General features: G+C 66.4%; 14 protein-coding genes. 7 read left to right on the forward strand and 7 right to left on the reverse strand.

Translation table 11 applies throughout. The annotated features are described in order from the left end of the window. Window positions 1-16: 16 nt before the first annotated feature. Complete coding sequence (locus M1D56_RS02065) at window positions 17-445, forward strand: cupin domain-containing protein (RefSeq protein ID WP_456284527.1); 429 nt, start codon at window positions 17-19, stop codon at window positions 443-445. A 12-nt stretch (window positions 446-457) separates the two neighbouring features. Here the strand turns inward: M1D56_RS02065 and M1D56_RS02070 are convergent, their stop codons facing one another. Next, window positions 458-640, reverse strand: coding sequence for a hypothetical protein (locus M1D56_RS02070; protein ID WP_271174693.1), 183 nt, complete (start codon window positions 638-640; stop codon window positions 458-460). 108 nt (window positions 641-748) lie between these two features. Between M1D56_RS02070 and M1D56_RS02075 the strand changes: the two genes are divergently transcribed. Beyond that, entirely contained in the window at window positions 749-1,258 is a 510-nt protein-coding gene (locus M1D56_RS02075) for a glycine cleavage system protein R (protein ID WP_456284528.1), read from the forward strand. A 1-nt stretch (window position 1,259) separates the two neighbouring features. Here the strand turns inward: M1D56_RS02075 and M1D56_RS02080 are convergent, their stop codons facing one another. Beyond that, complete coding sequence (locus M1D56_RS02080) at window positions 1,260-1,535, reverse strand: acylphosphatase (RefSeq protein ID WP_271174778.1); 276 nt, start codon at window positions 1,533-1,535, stop codon at window positions 1,260-1,262. 123 nt (window positions 1,536-1,658) lie between these two features. Here M1D56_RS02080 and M1D56_RS02085 point away from each other — a divergent pair, with 123 nt between their 5' ends. The 5 genes from M1D56_RS02085 (at window position 1,659) to M1D56_RS02105 (ending at window position 6,208) form a co-directional block, all read left to right on the forward strand. Next, on the forward strand, window positions 1,659-2,927 hold the full coding sequence (locus M1D56_RS02085; protein ID WP_456284529.1) for a M23 family metallopeptidase: 1,269 nt from the start codon (window positions 1,659-1,661) through the stop codon (window positions 2,925-2,927). Window positions 2,928-3,045: 118 nt separating this feature from the next. After that, window positions 3,046-4,659, forward strand: coding sequence for a DUF222 domain-containing protein (locus M1D56_RS02090; protein ID WP_456284530.1), 1,614 nt, complete (start codon window positions 3,046-3,048; stop codon window positions 4,657-4,659). Between the two features lie 70 nt (window positions 4,660-4,729). After that, window positions 4,730-5,260: a GNAT family N-acetyltransferase gene (locus M1D56_RS02095; protein ID WP_271174643.1), complete on the forward strand. Its 531-nt coding sequence runs from the start codon at window positions 4,730-4,732 to the stop codon at window positions 5,258-5,260. A 20-nt stretch (window positions 5,261-5,280) separates the two neighbouring features. After that, window positions 5,281-5,904, forward strand: coding sequence for a metallophosphoesterase family protein (locus tag M1D56_RS02100; protein ID WP_456284531.1), 624 nt, complete (start codon window positions 5,281-5,283; stop codon window positions 5,902-5,904). A 37-nt stretch (window positions 5,905-5,941) separates the two neighbouring features. Continuing rightward, complete coding sequence (locus M1D56_RS02105; protein ID WP_456284532.1) at window positions 5,942-6,208, forward strand: hypothetical protein; 267 nt, start codon at window positions 5,942-5,944, stop codon at window positions 6,206-6,208. Window positions 6,209-6,926: 718 nt separating this feature from the next. On the opposite strand, the gene M1D56_RS02110 is transcribed toward M1D56_RS02105, so the two are convergent. The 5 genes from M1D56_RS02110 to M1D56_RS02130 form a co-directional block, all read right to left on the reverse strand. Then, on the reverse strand, window positions 6,927-7,859 hold the full coding sequence (locus tag M1D56_RS02110; RefSeq protein ID WP_456284533.1) for a DUF2971 domain-containing protein: 933 nt from the start codon (window positions 7,857-7,859) through the stop codon (window positions 6,927-6,929). Between the two features lie 294 nt (window positions 7,860-8,153). Beyond that, complete coding sequence (locus tag M1D56_RS02115; RefSeq protein WP_456284534.1) at window positions 8,154-9,833, reverse strand: DUF262 domain-containing protein; 1,680 nt, start codon at window positions 9,831-9,833, stop codon at window positions 8,154-8,156. 147 nt (window positions 9,834-9,980) lie between these two features. Next, window positions 9,981-12,533, reverse strand: coding sequence for a DEAD/DEAH box helicase (locus M1D56_RS02120; RefSeq protein WP_456284535.1), 2,553 nt, complete (start codon window positions 12,531-12,533; stop codon window positions 9,981-9,983). Further along, complete coding sequence (locus M1D56_RS02125; protein WP_456284536.1) at window positions 12,533-14,641, reverse strand: site-specific DNA-methyltransferase; 2,109 nt, start codon at window positions 14,639-14,641, stop codon at window positions 12,533-12,535. The genes M1D56_RS02120 and M1D56_RS02125 overlap by 1 nt, the downstream gene beginning before the upstream one ends. 171 nt (window positions 14,642-14,812) lie before the next feature. Further along, window positions 14,813-15,364 carry a hypothetical protein gene (locus tag M1D56_RS02130; protein ID WP_456284537.1) on the reverse strand — a complete coding sequence of 184 codons (552 nt, stop codon included), beginning with the start codon at window positions 15,362-15,364 and terminating at the stop codon, window positions 14,813-14,815. Between the last annotated feature and the right edge of the window lie 29 nt (window positions 15,365-15,393).

Raw genomic sequence — 15,393 nt, forward strand, 5'->3', positions numbered from 1 at the left:
CTCTTAGAGTGGCGGCATGAGCGACTACCAGGTGAGCGAGATCGGCGGCCTCGACCAGTGGCGCGACCACTTCGGCGGCTTCCGCCCCGACAGCTCGCGCGACGGACGGCGCGTGGTCGACTTCGAGCTCGCGATGCAGTACATCGGGCTCACGGCGAACGCGCTCGAGCCCGGGGAGCAGGCGGGCTACTGGCACCGCCATGCGCGCGTCGAGGAGGTCTACGTGTTCCTCGAGGGGCGCGGTCAGATGGGGCTCGACGACGACGTCGTCGACGTCGTCCCCGGGACGATCGTCCGGGTGGGGCAGGGCGTCTGGCGCACGTGGCGCGCGCACCCCGAATCGGATGGGCAGCTGCGGTGGCTCTGCATCAGGGCCGGCGGGTACGAGCTGCCCGACCTCCCCGACGACAGCGAGCGCGGGCCGGAGCGCCCGCTGCCGTGGTGAGCTGAGCGGGGCTCACTCCAGGCCGAACGGGCGGCCCTCCGAGACCGAGATCGCGTAGGCGCGCGCGAGCTCCGACGAGACCCCGGGGCTGAGCCGGTCGACCATCTTCCGCGCGTGCGGTTCGATCTCGTCGACGGGGTGCCCCGTCCATTCGCGTCGGAACTCGGCGTCGAGTTGCTGCCACCTGTGATTCATCTCCTCACGGTCGCATGTCGGAGGGCGCCCTGTCGTGGGGTTGAAGCTCGCCGCGACGCGCGCTAGCGGGGGCTGTGCGCGGCGGGGCCGCTCAGTAGGGTGGGGAGCGTGACATCGCTCGTCCTCACCGTCATCGGAGACGACCGCGCGGGCCTCGTGGCGGCCCTCGCCGACGTCGTCGACGCCCACGGCGCCAACTGGGAGAACAGCCGGCTCGCCGAGCTCGACGGCACGTTCGCGGGCGTGATCCAGGTCTCGGTGCCGCCCGAGCGCGTCGACGCGCTCCGCGAGGGACTGAAGGGGCTCGAGGGGCTGCTGACCGTGGTCGTGCGCGCCGCCGAGGAGGTGCACGCGCCGCGCCGCCGCAGCGTCACGCTCCAGGTGCTGGGGCACGATCGTCCGGGCATCGTGCGCGAGATCTCCTCTGCCCTGCGCGCCCGCTCGCTGAGCATCGAGTCGATGGCGACCGAGGCGCGCGACGCGGCCATGGCGGGCGGGCGCCTGTTCGAGGCGACGGCAGAGCTGCGGGTGCCCGACGACGTCGACCTCGGCGACGTCGTCGCCGACCTCGAGCGGATCGCCGCCGAGATCCAGGTCGACGTCACGTTCGTCGAGTAGCTCAGACCGAGGGGCGCAGCTCGAACGCGGTCGCGCCCGTCGGGGCGATCTCCTCGATCGCGATGTCGTCCACGCGGGAGCCGGTCGGCCCCTGCCGCATCCAGTCGACGACCGCGTCGACGGCGTCGGAGCCGCCCTCGAGCTCGGCCTCGACGCGATCCGCGCCCGCGTTGCGGACCCAGCCGACGACATCCCTGCGCTCTGCCTGACGCGCCGTGCTCCACCGGAATCCGACGCCCTGGACGACGCCCTCGACGACCACCCTGACCCGCCTCATGCGGGCCATCCTCGCATCGGATGGCCCGCAGCTGAAGGAGGTGCGCGGGCACCCCGCACGGCCGATCTCGCCGCGGGTCTTCCGTCTGCGACGAGAACCGGTCAGTATAGGCGCGGGGGAAACATGCAGCAGGACACTTCCGACGGCGAGTCGAACGACGCATCCGCGACGCGGGTGCGCTCGACGCGCGCCGCGCACGCGAGCGTCATCGTGGCGGCCCTCGTCGCCGCGGCCACCGGAGCCGGCGCCCTCGCGGCGGCCGGCGCGCCGCCCGAGAGCGAGCCGGTCGCGGCGGTCTCGATCGCGGTCGACGACGGCGAGGTGTCCGACGACCTCGAGCGCCCCGAGTCGCCGACCGCGGGCCTCTCGGATGAGGCGGCGGCGTTCGCCGAGGCCGGCGCGATCGAGGTGCCAGCGCTCGCCGGAAGCGACTACGGCGCGACGACCGTCGACGAGGTGACGAAGCTGCGGCGCGAGGCGCGCGAGAAGCTCATCCGCGCGGCGATCGCCGCGGGCATCGACGTCGACCTCTCGCGCCTCGGGGACGACGGCAAGCTCGCGTCCCTCGACACCTTCCTGTGGCCGATCGCGAACCCTGTGCTCACCGACCAGTTCGGGGCACGCAACGGTCGCCACATGGGCATGGACATCGCGGCGCCCGGCGGCACGCCCATCGGCGCGGCCGCACCCGGCATCGTCGTGCTCTCGAGCGAGAGCCACTACGGCTACGGTGTCGCGGTCATGATCCAGCACGTCAACGGCGTGCGCACGCTCTACGGGCACATGACGCACGGGAGCCGCGTGGTCGAGGAGGGCGACTGGGTCGAGGCGGGCGATCCCATCGGCCTCGTGGGCAACACCGGTCGCAGCTTTGGGAACCACCTCCATTTCGAGGTGCACGTGAACGGCGTCCCGGTCGACCCGCGTCGCTACCTCGACGGGGCCGGCGAGCCGGTCGACATCAAGCCGTGGGCTCCTGACCCGCGCGCATCGCAGAACCCGCAGCCCGCCGAGAGCCCGCAGTCGAGCGAGCCGCCGAAGCCGTCGGAGAACCCGCAGCCCTCGGAGAAGCCGAGCGAGACGCCGAAGCCGAGCACGCCGCCGACGACACCGCCTCCGACGAGCCCGCCGCCGCCCACGCAGCCGCCCGCGACGACGCCGCCTCCGACGAGCCCGCCGCCCACGCAGCCGCCCGCGACGACGCCGCCTCCCACGACGCAGCCGCCCGCGACGAGCCCGCCGCCGACCGAGCCGGCGCCATCCCCCGAGACGACCGAGCCGGCGCCATCCCCCGAGACGAGCGAGCCGTCCACCCCGTCGCCATCGCCGTCGCAGACCCAGACGCCGGTCACGCCGATGCCGCTGCCGACGGTGACGCTGCCGGCGGAGTGACCAGGCGGCCGGGCGGTCCTGCCGCGGCCCGTTCCCGGTTCTCGACGCCTCGACGCTGACCGAGCGCGGCTGACCGAGCGCGGCTGGGGCCTCCGACGAGCCGCCGAGGCACCCCGACATGCTGGTCGGATTCTCGGGATCACCTCTTCCGCCAGCCCGTTCGAATGTCGGTGGTGGGGTTGATGATGGGGGTGTGACGAGCAGGAAGCCGCGGTTTGTGGATCCGCTGTCGTGGGATGCGACGGTGGAGGAGCGGTGGGTGCTGTCGAATGTGCGGGAGACGTTGACGGGTTTCCGGCGGGCGGTGGCGTCGGCTGCGGCGGCGGAGGTGCAGGCGTTCGCGGTGGCGGCGCGGGTGGCGCGGGCGCAGATGGAGCGGTCGGGGTCGGATTCGGAGTTCGCGTTCCCGTGGCGGGCGGTCGCGGCCGAGCTCGCGGTGGCGCTGCATGTGCCGGTGGGGGAGGTGGAGGCGCGGATGGCGGACGCGGAGCTGCTGGAGGCGCGGTTGCCTCAGGTGCGGGCGGCGCTGTCGGCGGGGCGGATCACGCGCAAGCACGCGGACGTGATCCGGGAGGTCGCGCAGGGGCTGCCGGATGCGGTGCTGGGGGAGTTCCTGCGGCGGGTGCTGGGGTTCGCGGAGGAGGCCACGCCGCGGCAGCTGCGGGTGTTCGCGAGCGAGCTGGCGACGGTGCTGCATCCGGTTCCGGTGGCGGAGGGTCAGGCGGCGGCGCGGGAGAAGCGGGGAACGTGGACGCGGGCTCTGCCGGGTGGGCTGGGTGAGTTCGTGATGCGGGACGAGGCGTCGGTGATCGCGGCGGTCGCGGACCGGCTGGATCAGATGGCGCGTCTGGTCGAGGCCGATGAGCGCCGCGCGGACCGTGAAGCACAGGCGGCGCGGCTGGCGCGGGATGCGGCGGATGCGGCGGTGGGAGTGACGAGGGACGGGTTGGGGTTCCGGGTGGATCGGGAGGGGAACCGGATCGACCAGGGCGCGGTGCGGGTGCCCGGCGGCGCCCCCGACCCGGTGGTCGATCCGGGGCTGGCGGTGCGGGATGCGGGGCTGTTTCCGGGGCGGTGCGCGCCGGGGGAGCGGGAGGGGGCTCGGGAGGCGGAGCGGGTGCGGGTGACGCGCACGCAGCGGCGGGCGGATCTGGCGGGGAACCTGCTGCTGACGGGGGCGCCGACGGGGTATCCGATCGACGGGGATCCGGAGCGGCTGGCGGGGGTGCGCGGGACGGTCGCGGTGACGGTCCCGGTGACGAGTCTGGTCGGGCTGGATGACGGGCCGGCGATGCTGGCGGGGTACGGGCCGGTCCCGGCCGAGACCGCCCGCCGGCTCGCGCGGTACGCGCCGGGGTGGGAGCGGATCTTCCAGAACCCCGACACCGGCGCTCTGCTGACCGTCGATCACTACCAGCCGACGGCGGCGATCCGTCGTCTGGTCGAGCTGCGCGACGAGTGCTGCCGGTTCCCGGGCTGCTCGCGCCCGGCCCCGGGGTGCGAGAAGGACCACGTCCGGGAGTACTCCCGCGGCGGCCCGACGAGCGCGGAGAACCTCGAGGCCCTGTGCCGGCCGCATCACTACCTGCGGCATCACACGAGGTGGTCTCCTCGGGCGCTCGAGGGCGGCGGCATCGAGTGGACCAGCCCGCTCGGGCACGTGTACGTCACCGAGCCCGAACCCCGGCGACGACACCACGCCATCCACGACCCCCAGCCCCCACCCTTCTGAGACAACCCAGCCCCCACCATCCACCACGCGCGCCTTTGCGCGGGTGCCATTGATCTGCTGTGCTGGGCGGATGGCGATCACCCTCATGCGACCCACGCTCGAGCTTTTCGACAGCTGGTCGGCCGCGATCGACGAGTTCGGCGGCGTGCATGTGGATGGGTCGGGGCTGACGCCGCCGACGTCGGGAGACCGGGCGACGTGCGAGAAGCTCGTCGCCAAGGCCGCGGAGATCGCGGACACCTCGCGCGTCCTCCCGGGCGGTCTCGTGCACAACGACCTCTACTGGATCGTCGACGAGGGCGAGGTCGTGGGCTTCGTGTCGTTCCGGCATGCTCTGAACGACTACCTGCGCCGGGTCGGCGGGCACATCGGCTATTCGGTCCGCCCCTCCCGCCGGCGGCGCGGCTACGCGTCGCGAGGGCTCGCTCTCGCGCTCGAGCGGGCGCGCGAGATCGGCCTCGATCGGGTGATGCTCACGTGCGATGACGACAACGTGGGCTCCGCGCGGACGATCGAGGGCGCCGGGGGCGTGCTCGAGGATGTCTCGGACCAGTCGGCGCACGGCCATCCGCTGCTGCGGCGGTACTGGATCGAGCTGTAGGGCGGAGAAGGCGGGTTTCGGTGACCTTCTTCGCCCCCGATGGCGCCTTCGACTTCGACGTGGTCGATTTCGTGACCTCGGACACACATTTTGGGCACGCCCGCATCAGCGCGCTGGCAGGGCGGCCCTTCGACGCGGTCGAGGCGATGGATGCAGAGCTCGTCCGGCGGTGGAATGACGCCGTCGCTCCGGACGCGGTTGTGCTGCACCTCGGGGATGTCGCGCTCGGCCCGATCGAGCAGAGCCTCGAACTCACGCGCAGGTTGCATGGACGCCGTTGGCTCGTGCCGGGCAACCACGATCGCGTCTCATCGGCGACGCAGACGAAGCGGGCGATCGAGCGCTTTCGGCCGATCTACGAGGACGCGGGCTGGACGGTGCTTCCAGAGCTGCTCATCGGGGAACGTCATGGAGGGCCGCTGCTCGCGTCGCATTATCCGTATCGCGGCGACTCGACGGAGACCGAGCGCCATGGGAGGCACCGCCCGGTGGACGAGGGGCTGCCCCTGATCCATGGCCACACTCACGCTCGCGATCGCGGCGCGGATGGCCGCCAGTTCCATGTCGGGGTCGATGCCTTCGGCTTCGCGCCCATCCCGTTCTCCGTCGTCGACGCGTGGCTGGACTCGCTCGAGCGCCCGTGAGAGACGCGTCGCAGGTCAGGTGCGCTTGAATCATCGGATGACCGGCGCACACAAGCGGTACGACGCGGCGCGACGAGAGACCGTGCGCTATCACGAGGAGCTCTATGCATCGAAGGCACTCGGAGAGCCCGGATCGTGGCTGGCCAGGCCGCACCGCCTTCTTACTGATGTCCTTGCTCATCTACCGTGTCGCGGACCGGTCATCGCCTACGATCTCGGCGCAGTCCGTTCTCTCCTGAACCGCATCGAGGCCGCACTCCGGCCAGGTGGCGTGGCCGCGATCGCGATCGTCGCGGACCGTTGAGGTCACCGAAGACGGCCGCCGCAGACCCGCCCTCCTGGAGAGCGAGATCTCGAGCCGAGACGCCGACCGTCTGCTTCGTGAGGTCTTTGGCGGTTATGACGTCATCAAGACGGAGCGGAAGCCCACCGAGGTCGCCGAGACACGTGACGGCGAACGCTATGCGCTGCGGTCCACCCTCGTTTCGTGGCTCACGGTCAAGCCGAGGCGGTAGTGAGGGATCGTGACCGGGCGGAGCAGCGCGTTTCGTCTCGCTCCGCTCGCTCAACGACCGGGGAGGAGCCGGCCCTCAACGACCGGGGGAGGAACCCGCCCTCAATGACCCGGGGGAGGAACTGACCCTCAACGCCCGGAGGTGGAACCCGCCCTCACCAGGGCAAAGCAAAACCCCCGCGATGTAGAAGCTACGCGAGGGTTTCTGGGACCGTTGTAACGACGGTCCTTGTGGCTCCGACGGGCGTCGATCCCGTGACCTCACGATTTTCAGTTGGATTCGGTGGGGCAATGGGTTCTGGTTGGTACTCAACTCCCGCGTGACTCCGCGCAAGTTGTCGTGGTTGGTCGCGGGTGGTTGAGAGTGGTTTCAGCGGACCTACCGGCACGGAACCGGCACCGAAGCTCCTAAAGCAAGACGTTCAGATGTAGAACCGTTGTGCGAGCCGCTCCGCTGCTGGTACTGAGCGAGCCGCCGGAGAACCCAGGGCGCGCGGGGTTGGATACGCTAGCGCGAGTACTTCTTGCCGACCGAGTTCATCGAGTTGATGTAATCCTGCAGGAGCCCTGCTGAAGCAATCAGTCGCCAAGGGTTGCTCTCCGCTGCAAGATACCGATCCGCTTCCTGGATCCTGCACCATGAGCAGCTATTGCCCTCTTCCAGAGGCTCACCGCACGATTGGCAGAAGTTCTCAGCTTCTGAGATTGCGCCGTCCGCAAAGACATAAGTCGAACCGTCCGAATTCGTGAAGAAGGGGGTGATGCTACTTCTCCCGATTCTGCACTTATACACGTTGCAACCAATTCCCGCTGCATACGCGCGCAGTTTCGACTCCGTGCCAGCATCAACGTTCGAGCCGAGGATTACCGCGGTCACGCATTGGCGCGGGATTGGAAGGACCGAATACCCATCCAGTTGGAGGAGCTTGGTCGCATCGTTTAGGACGAGACGCCTTTCCTTCTCGTACGACCAGCACGTCGCCTTTGTGAAGTAGGCGGCGTTGTAGACGGCATTACGGAGAAAATAGATGTCTCTAGGTTTCTGGCGATATTGAGCGCGCGTGAGCAATCCCGCGAGTTCATCGGTGGCCGAGTCGCGGTATATTACGTCCTGAATGACGCTGTCGTCGCGGAGCTCAGCGCGCAGAACATCTTCATCAACCTCGATGACGAACCCCTGGCCGTTCTGGCCGTAGTGAGCCCACATCGGAACCACATCAGGGTGGCTCGAGAAGCATGTCGTGGGCATATCCTCTATCTCTCCGATTGCTTCCTCGTAGAAAGCGAGGGTTTCGGGGGGGGAATTACGATCCACGGTTAGAAACAGCTCGAAAGGATCATTAAAGTCCTTCGGCAGAGAGAACTTTAGAGTTGCGCCGTCATGCGTGAGCGCTATTCCTGCGAGCTCGCGGCCGAGATATTTGTATAGCTTTCGGACCATAGGATAGCCTTTCGTGGACCGCGCCTGGACGTCGTGGCGTGCAATGCCCGCCGTTGAGGCTCTGCGCTCAAATAATAGACGCCTGCGCGAGACGCTCGTGAGATGGTAGGGCTCTGACGGGCGTCGATTCCGTGACTTCAGGATCTTCAGTTGTATGCGCCGGGTTTGCGGGTGCTCACGAGTGCAGTGCTGGCATCCCCCGTGATTCCGCGGAAGTCGTGCTCGTTGGTGATGGCCGGTCGTGGATGGATTCAGCCGGGTTCCCGGCCCGGGACCGGCCCGAGCTAGTCGGCGTCAGAGGATTCGCTTCCATACTTGAACGGCGAGGCTCGCGAGCCGGCGCTGCCGATCGGCAATCGATGCCGGCGTCCAATCGCTCTCTTTGCCGATCTCCGAGGTGAGACTGAGGGTTGAGGCGAGCAGGACAGGCTTCTTCACGCTGAACTCATGATTGCCAATCGCGTCGTTCTCGGATTTCCGCAAGAGGCAATGGTTGCCTAGGCGGTCGACCCACTCAGCTCGGAGATCGCCTGTGAAGCTCGGCCACGCCGACGCGGTTGCTCGCTTTGGCAACACGTGCTCAAGGTTGACGGCATTCTCATCAGCGTTCGGTACGAGCTCCGGCTCCGCCTGCCCCTGCGACTCTCGCTCGAGAGCGAGCAGGTAATACCGGCTTATGTTCGTCCTAGGCACGCGAATGGTGGCGAAGGCGTTCTCGAACTCGTCATCGGTGGCGACGATTGCGCTCACGGATGGCAGCAGTTCAGACGCTTGCTTTGCTGTGCCCTGGCGGACCTTGATCGCGGCTTCGCAGTACGCCTTCTCCGCTGTGCCGCCGCCGATACCGCCAACAACGAGACCGCGGACACCCCAATTGACCGCCAAGCGAAGTGCCTTCTGCGCCTCGCTCCGGCTGAAATGCTGAAGCACGGCGAGGAGAAGAGGGCGGTTCTGCTCAAGTCCGAGACGATTCAGAGTCTCGATGTTGGCCTTCGTTTCGGTTCCCCAGCCCTGCCAGTACCCATGGCCCGGATCAAGCAGTGCCGCGTACAGCACCGAAGCCTTCTCCAGCTCGCCCGCGAACGAGATCGCCTGAGCCGAAGTAGTGACGCTCTCCTTGATTCGTCTGTACAGGTCGCGTTCTCTGGTTGCACCATGCATGGAACTCCAGTACTGGCGAAGGAACGTGATGAAGAGGTCTTGGTCCGTGTCCAGTGCGCCCAAGGCGATAAGCCAGCGCTCTCGCACTTGATCCAAACCACCGTGCGTCAGGGATGCTCGTCCGAAAAGGTAGCTCTTTAGCAGATCGGCAAGTGTGAGCTTCGCCCCACGGTCATTTAACGTCTCGAAGATCAGGAAAGCGTCCGACTCGGTCGCCACCGAAACGTGAATCACGTTGAGGCCCTCTTCGATGAACTTTCGCCATGCAACGAGCCGGCTCACCCACCCAGAGCCAGCATTCTGAGCTTCCTCCGCCACAAACTCTCGAAGTCGCTGATACGCGGCCGCGATAAGCGGATGTGAGGCACGTGTGGGTGCCACTTGTTCAGATCCCTCGACGACGAACTGACGAAAGAACTCGTCATCCTCAGAGTTGAGGGTCAGACGGGGGATGAAGTCGTCCTCGTCATCAGAGTAGGAGTTCAGAAAGTCTCGATTGATGCTGTCGGCGCGATTGGTTTCCTGCTGCTGGCGATAGTGATCGCGCAGGGCACATAGGAGGAGCGCCGTCGTTGCCAGACGCTGCTGTCCGTCGATGATTGTCGCGCGTGAGTCGTCCTCGCTGAGGACGATCGTCCCCATGAAATGTTCGCGTGGCTCGCTGTTGAACGCGCCGCGAATATCAGAGCAGAACTCCTCCACCTGGTCCTTCTCCCAGGCGTAGGAGCGCTGATAGATCGGCACCTTGAGCAAACGCTGCTTGAGTTGGGCGCCGATCCCGGCGAGGCCGAAGTCGATTGAGCTTGCAGTCATTTGATCCTCATCACTCTCTACTCGGCAGACTCCAGCGGCCGCTGTGCAAAGGGTAGCTCTGAAGAACCACGCGGCTTCGAGAGCGCCTCGCGGTCATTCCGCCGCGCATGTTGGGTGGTCGCTGTCGCATCCTCGCCGCGTGATGTTCTAGTAAGCCACAGCTGCTCGGTCGTATGCGAACCGAGCATCCGACTCGTCAAGTACCTTCGCCCGCACGTCCGCGAGCTTGAAGTCAAGCACTCGGAGCTTCCCGTCGACGCGACTGATCGCCTCGATCCGGTGGAACCCGTCCCCGTAGACCTCGGCGAATCTCGCCATGCCGTGCAGCTTCCAAGCGGCGTCCGGCAGCCAGTGGCCGTGCGGATCTACGATGCTCGCGCGCACGCCGTCCTCGGTGTCGACGAAGAATAGGAAATCGGGCCTCAACGTGCGCCACTCGCCGTGCGAGCCGCGGTAGGCGATGCTCATCGAGTCTCGCCCACCCGTCGGGTTCCGGTACCAGGCCAGAACGCCGGGGCGAGCCATCTCGGTGTCGAGGACCTCGAGCTCATCTGGGTTGAGCTTGCCGACCGGGAACATCCCCTCGTCATCGGAGAGTAGATGCAGGGCACGCCGTTCGAGGACCTGCTCGCTGTCGCCGACGGCTCGCTTCGTCTCCTCTTGGCGGTTCTTAGGCAGAGCCATCGAGATCAGCTGCGGGTCGGTGCTCATGGCGGTGATCTCCGCGTAGAGGCTCTGCCGCGACTCGGGCAGGCTCTTGACCGCGACACGGTGCTGATCGAGCCACTCCTTCGAGATGGCGTCTGCCTCCTCGTCGAGCTTCGCACGGGTCTGTGTCAGCATCGCGAGCGCCGCGACCCGGACGTAGGCGTCACGAAAATCATCCTCGTCGTCAGCATCGGCCGTGAGGTGCTCGATGTAACTGCGCGCCACGTCCGGTGTGATCGTGCGGGCGCCGCTGCGGTAGGAGTCCTGGATTGCGCGGTCGTCGGCGGCCTCGGTCCACGACTCGTCCCGCCGCATGCCGTGGCGGGCCTGCCCTCGTACGGTGCCGCCAGCGACCGTGAGCACGTCCTCACGTGCCTTTGCGAGATCCTTGGCGTACTGGGCAGCCATTCCGTTCAGCACACCGTGGAGGCGCTCGTGGGCGATCTTGCCCGCGTCCGGCACGAGGCCGTCGGCTGCGAGGGCATGCGCGAGCGACGTGACCCGCTTGATGGGGTTGGCGTGCTTCCGCGGCAGAGTCTCCGCTGGCAGCGCCTGGAACAGCTCCCAGACCTCGTCGGGCACCACGTCGTTCGGCGTCATGAGCTGCGGGTCGACGAGCACGCGCTGGCCCGTGCCGTCGCCTCCCGTCAGGTCGTTGCCCATGATCTTCTCCAGCACGAGGCTTGCAGTCGACTTGCTGAACCTTGGCAGGATGCACTCGACACTGTTGAGCAGGTCGTTGCCCTCGATACGTCGCGCGAGGGGCGTGCGGATCATGCGGCCGAGCAGCTGCGTGATGTGCGTCTCGTCCTTCGCCGGCCTGAATGACACCATCACCTCTGCGCGGGGGCAGTCCCACCCCGTGCTGATCGCGTCCTTGGCGAGCAGCACCCGGATGTACGAGGCATCCTGCACGCGCTCGGGAGAGATATACGGCACGCTGTGCATGCCAAACGTCTGTGCGGTGTGGTCCCCGAAGACATGGGCGACCGCGTCAGACTCCAGCTCCGGCCACTCGTCGCGGATCACGTCAATGGCGGAGGCGATCTCATCGGCCGCGGGCTTGTTCGGCACCTGGAGCACCATCAGCGGCTTGATCGGGTCGATGCCCTGTTCCGCTGCGTACGTCGCCCATGCGTCGGATAGCGCCTTCACCTTGCGCACGCCTCGGCGAAGCAGCACCGTGTTGAAGTCGCCGGTCTCCGCTGGGAAGTCGAGCACGATGTCGTCCTTCAGGAGGCCAGACTCCTGGATGCGCACGGGATCGACCTGCACAGTGCCGAGGTGCACGCGGTTCGACTGGACCTCGGCTTCGGTCATCGCCGCCTCGAATCGCTGCACGGTAGCAGAGATACCCCATACGATCGGCACCGGCGGCACGCCGCTGTGGCCGTTGATGAGGCGCTTCACGATGGTCGGAGTGTCCGTGGGCCGCTTTCCCATGCCTCGGTGGGCCTCGTCGAGAACCATGTAGAGCGTGAGATCGCCGTCCTCGATCGTGCTGCGCAGCGTGTCCCAGAACGTGAACGGCACGGTATCTGGGTGCAATTGCATCCCGTCGAGCGTGTTCGTGTCATCGTGGCCCCGCACTAGGAGGCTGTTTCGCGAGAGTTTCGAGGTGTTCAGGAAGTACACGTGACCCGGCAGCAGCTTCGCATAGCGGAAAGGATGCTCGACGGTCACTAGCCTGTTCCGCAGGCGGTCCGACGCCTGCTCAAGCCGGTGACGGGTCTGCTGGTTCAGCGCAGGGTCGTCGCTGAACCAGAGCACCACCGCGCCCTCGTCAGGCACCACGTCGAAATCGTCGCTGCCCCAGAACATTGCTTCGATCACGGCGGCCGCCATGACAGTCTTGCCCGCACCGGTGGTCGCGGTCAGGGCCACAGACGATACGCGCTTGCTCGCGCTTCGGTAGAAGTCCTTTGCCGAGGCGAGCTCGCGCAGTGTGTCGCCGACAGCGTCGGCCTGGTAGTCCTTCAGCGTGAACCGCATCAGATGTCACCCGTGCTCTCACAATTGCGCAGGTAGTCCTCGTAAAGGCGCACCGTCTCGATGCCCGGAATCTCGCTCGCTACCTGTTGGTAGCGCCCGTCGTCGTCGGTGACCACGTAGGCGACGCGGATTCCCTCGCGGCGCTGGAGTTCGGTGATGAAGTCGCTAGCGAGGTCCAGGTCCTTGAGAATGCCGTAGCTGTCAGTGGCAGCCCAACCGTGCTCGATCGAGTGGATCTGCTCGCCGACGGCACCGGCTCGCAGCCAAAGCATCGGTGCGATAGCGGCGAACGCCTTGTCTGCCTCGACCATCCACGGAGACTCGTAGCTAAGGGTGAAGAACGCGGCGTTTTCCTCGAACCCATCGGACATCGGGAACTCGTCGACGAACTTGTAGTCGCCCTTGATCGAGGAGCCGTCAGGCGTCTCACCGGTGATTGCGGCGCGGATGCGTGGCTTTGTGATGTAGTCGCAGATGCCCCACTGCTCCCACTCGGGGTCGCCCGGACGCAGCTTCCGCTTGCGCAGTTTGGCCTGCTCCTCGGCCGAGACCTCGTTGTTGGTGACTGAGATGCACTGGCGTCGCCCGTTGTCCTGCTTGTTCAAGCGCATGACGGCGTGTGCAGTCGTGCCCGAGCCAGAAAAGAAATCCAACACGACGGCGTCGGGCTTGTCCGCAATGAAGAACCGAAGGGCGTCTTCCACGCCGTACAGCGATTTCGGAAATGGAAACGCTCGCCCCGGAACAAGCGCCTTGAGGATTTCCGTGCCGTACCGCTGGGCATCATGTGAACTACGGTTCCAGTTGCTGGTGGGCATTTTCTCGCGCCCTGTCGGATAGTACGCATCGACGGAGCCGTCTTCGCGGTGTCCTTTGACGATCGCCTTCCCCAGACCGATGTCGCGAACGATTCCGGCGGTGAGATAGCTGATCACATACTCCTGCGGCGCGCCGGGCGTGTGCTTTCCGGCCCGTAGATGGCCATGAGCGAGCCTTTCCCGCGCAACATCCGGAGTGATTCCCCAGTTCATCTCGGTGCCGTCTGGTCGGATCGGCAGCACCGCCACGCACCCCGGGCGCGATGGCACATCTGCGACTGAAACGTGCTCGTGCATTGGCTCGCCAATTGAGCGGATTCGGCCTGACTCCCGATCGACATAGATCGGATAAAACTGATTCGGCCCGCACGCCCCCCGGCCTTTCCGCCCGCGTGCGCCGGCGAGACTGCTACGACGCAGCGTGTCCCACACCACTGGCGTCTCTGTTAGCTGCCTGTCCTCCGGTGCCACGCGGGCGCTGCCGATCCTCAAGAAAAAGACGTACTCATCGGTACGTGAAAAGTCCGAGACGCGTCCTGCTCCGGCGGGATTTATGACAGAGCTCACCATCGAGATCGACGCTTCAGGAAACGTCTGCTCCAGTAGCAGGCCGAGCCGCAGGTATTCTTTCTCGTCGATCGTGACGATAAGCACTGAATCATTGGGATTGAGCAGGCGCTTCGCAAGTTTCAAGCGTCGCTCCATGAAGGCTAACCACTTTGAGTGGCGGTATAGATCATCATCGGCCACGTAGTCGTTGTTGTACTTCCAGTCACGGGAGCCTGAGTTGTAGGGCGGGTCAATGTAGATCGCGTCCACGCTCTGCTCGTGCGTGAATGTGAGCAGTTCAAGAACGTGGAAGTTCTCGCCTCTGATAACGGTGTGGTATGGCTTGTCGCCGCCCCGTCCCACAATGCCATCGGGCCGGAGTCCAGGGTAGATGCGGTCGCGGAACTCGGCCACGAGGATCAGGTCCTCGACCGGGACCAGCTGCGTCTCCCGCTGTTCGCCGTTCGGCGTGGAGACTTCGGCGAAACTCCCGCGCATCGAGTCGACGAACCAGAGGCGCTGGTCACCCCGCTCGGTGGAGCCACGAGGAGGGAGCACGCGGACCTTGTTCCCCTTGCGGATGCGGTGGCCAGCCAGCTCGACCGCCTCAGGCGCGTGGCGCTCGAAGTTTAGGCCGAACGGCAGACGTTTCTGAAGCGGGCGGATCTCGTCGTCAAGATCCTTCGCAAGCTTGGGGTCGAGCTGTTCAAGCGTTCGCAGCAGATCCGACAATCGCGACACCGGCACTCCTTCCGATCTGTGCTTGTCGACGCCACATCGCTGCCGTGACGAAGGGGCGGGCGGGCGCGGCCGAGGAGCGCCCGGACCGCAGCGTAGCGAGGACCGGACGCACCGCAGTGCCGTGCCCGCCCAGCCGACCGAAGGTCGGCCTTGAACGAGTAAAGAAAGTTCTCACAGTTGCTCGTCGACCTCGCTGAGGATCGCTCGGCTGGTGTTGCGCGCCTTGTCCGCCGCAGGCAACCAAGGCTGGAACTTTGGATCAGCCTCCGCTTCGGCAAGCGCATCGTCCAGAGTGTCCGTGATTCCACGTAGGTCCTCGAAGCCGAGCGCGCGGATACCCACACGGATGGCCTCGAGGTCGGGCTGTGGCGACAGCAGTGCTTCGATCGCGGCGACGGTTTTCGGCGTGTATCGCTTGGCGAACGACTGCGTGATCGCGCCCTGCATCGCCGCCAGCTCACCGATCGGTGGCTTCGGTTGATGGAACTTGTGGGCGTAGGCGTTGAAGACGCTGCGATAGTCGCGCGTGGCGCGGTCCGCCGCTTCCGCCGCCCAAGACATCTTGAGGAACGCTTCGTCGTGGTTCCTGGGGGTGCCTCCACCGATCTTGTCGGTGTCCATGGCGTCGACGCCTTCGGCGGCGCGCTCCTTCAGTCGCTGGAGCACGCCGCGAACGGGCTCGGGAACAACCCCCCAGGCGAGGGTCGTCAACTGTTCACCCATGGGGCCACCTCCACACCGGTCAGCTTACT

The sequence above is a fragment of the Microbacterium sp. JZ101 genome, from assembly GCF_053903175.1.

Bases quoted from the DNA above. Each gene is read 5' to 3' on its own strand.
- M1D56_RS02095 (WP_271174643.1), top strand. From the start codon at position 4,730: ATGGCGATCACCCTCATGCGACCCACGCTCGAGCTTTTCGACAGCTGG.
- M1D56_RS02105 (WP_456284532.1), top strand. From the start codon at position 5,942: ATGACCGGCGCACACAAGCGGTACGACGCGGCGCGACGAGAGACCGTG.
- M1D56_RS02120 (WP_456284535.1), bottom strand. From the start codon at position 12,533: ATGCGGTTCACGCTGAAGGACTACCAGGCCGACGCTGTCGGCGACACA.
- M1D56_RS02130 (WP_456284537.1), bottom strand. From the start codon at position 15,364: ATGGGTGAACAGTTGACGACCCTCGCCTGGGGGGTTGTTCCCGAGCCC.
- M1D56_RS02070 (WP_271174693.1), bottom strand. From the start codon at position 640: ATGAATCACAGGTGGCAGCAACTCGACGCCGAGTTCCGACGCGAATGG.
- M1D56_RS02085 (WP_456284529.1), top strand. From the start codon at position 1,659: ATGCAGCAGGACACTTCCGACGGCGAGTCGAACGACGCATCCGCGACG.
- M1D56_RS02065 (WP_456284527.1), top strand. From the start codon at position 17: ATGAGCGACTACCAGGTGAGCGAGATCGGCGGCCTCGACCAGTGGCGC.
- M1D56_RS02080 (WP_271174778.1), bottom strand. From the start codon at position 1,535: ATGAGGCGGGTCAGGGTGGTCGTCGAGGGCGTCGTCCAGGGCGTCGGA.
- M1D56_RS02090 (WP_456284530.1), top strand. From the start codon at position 3,046: ATGCTGGTCGGATTCTCGGGATCACCTCTTCCGCCAGCCCGTTCGAAT.
- M1D56_RS02115 (WP_456284534.1), bottom strand. From the start codon at position 9,833: ATGACTGCAAGCTCAATCGACTTCGGCCTCGCCGGGATCGGCGCCCAA.
- M1D56_RS02110 (WP_456284533.1), bottom strand. From the start codon at position 7,859: ATGGTCCGAAAGCTATACAAATATCTCGGCCGCGAGCTCGCAGGAATA.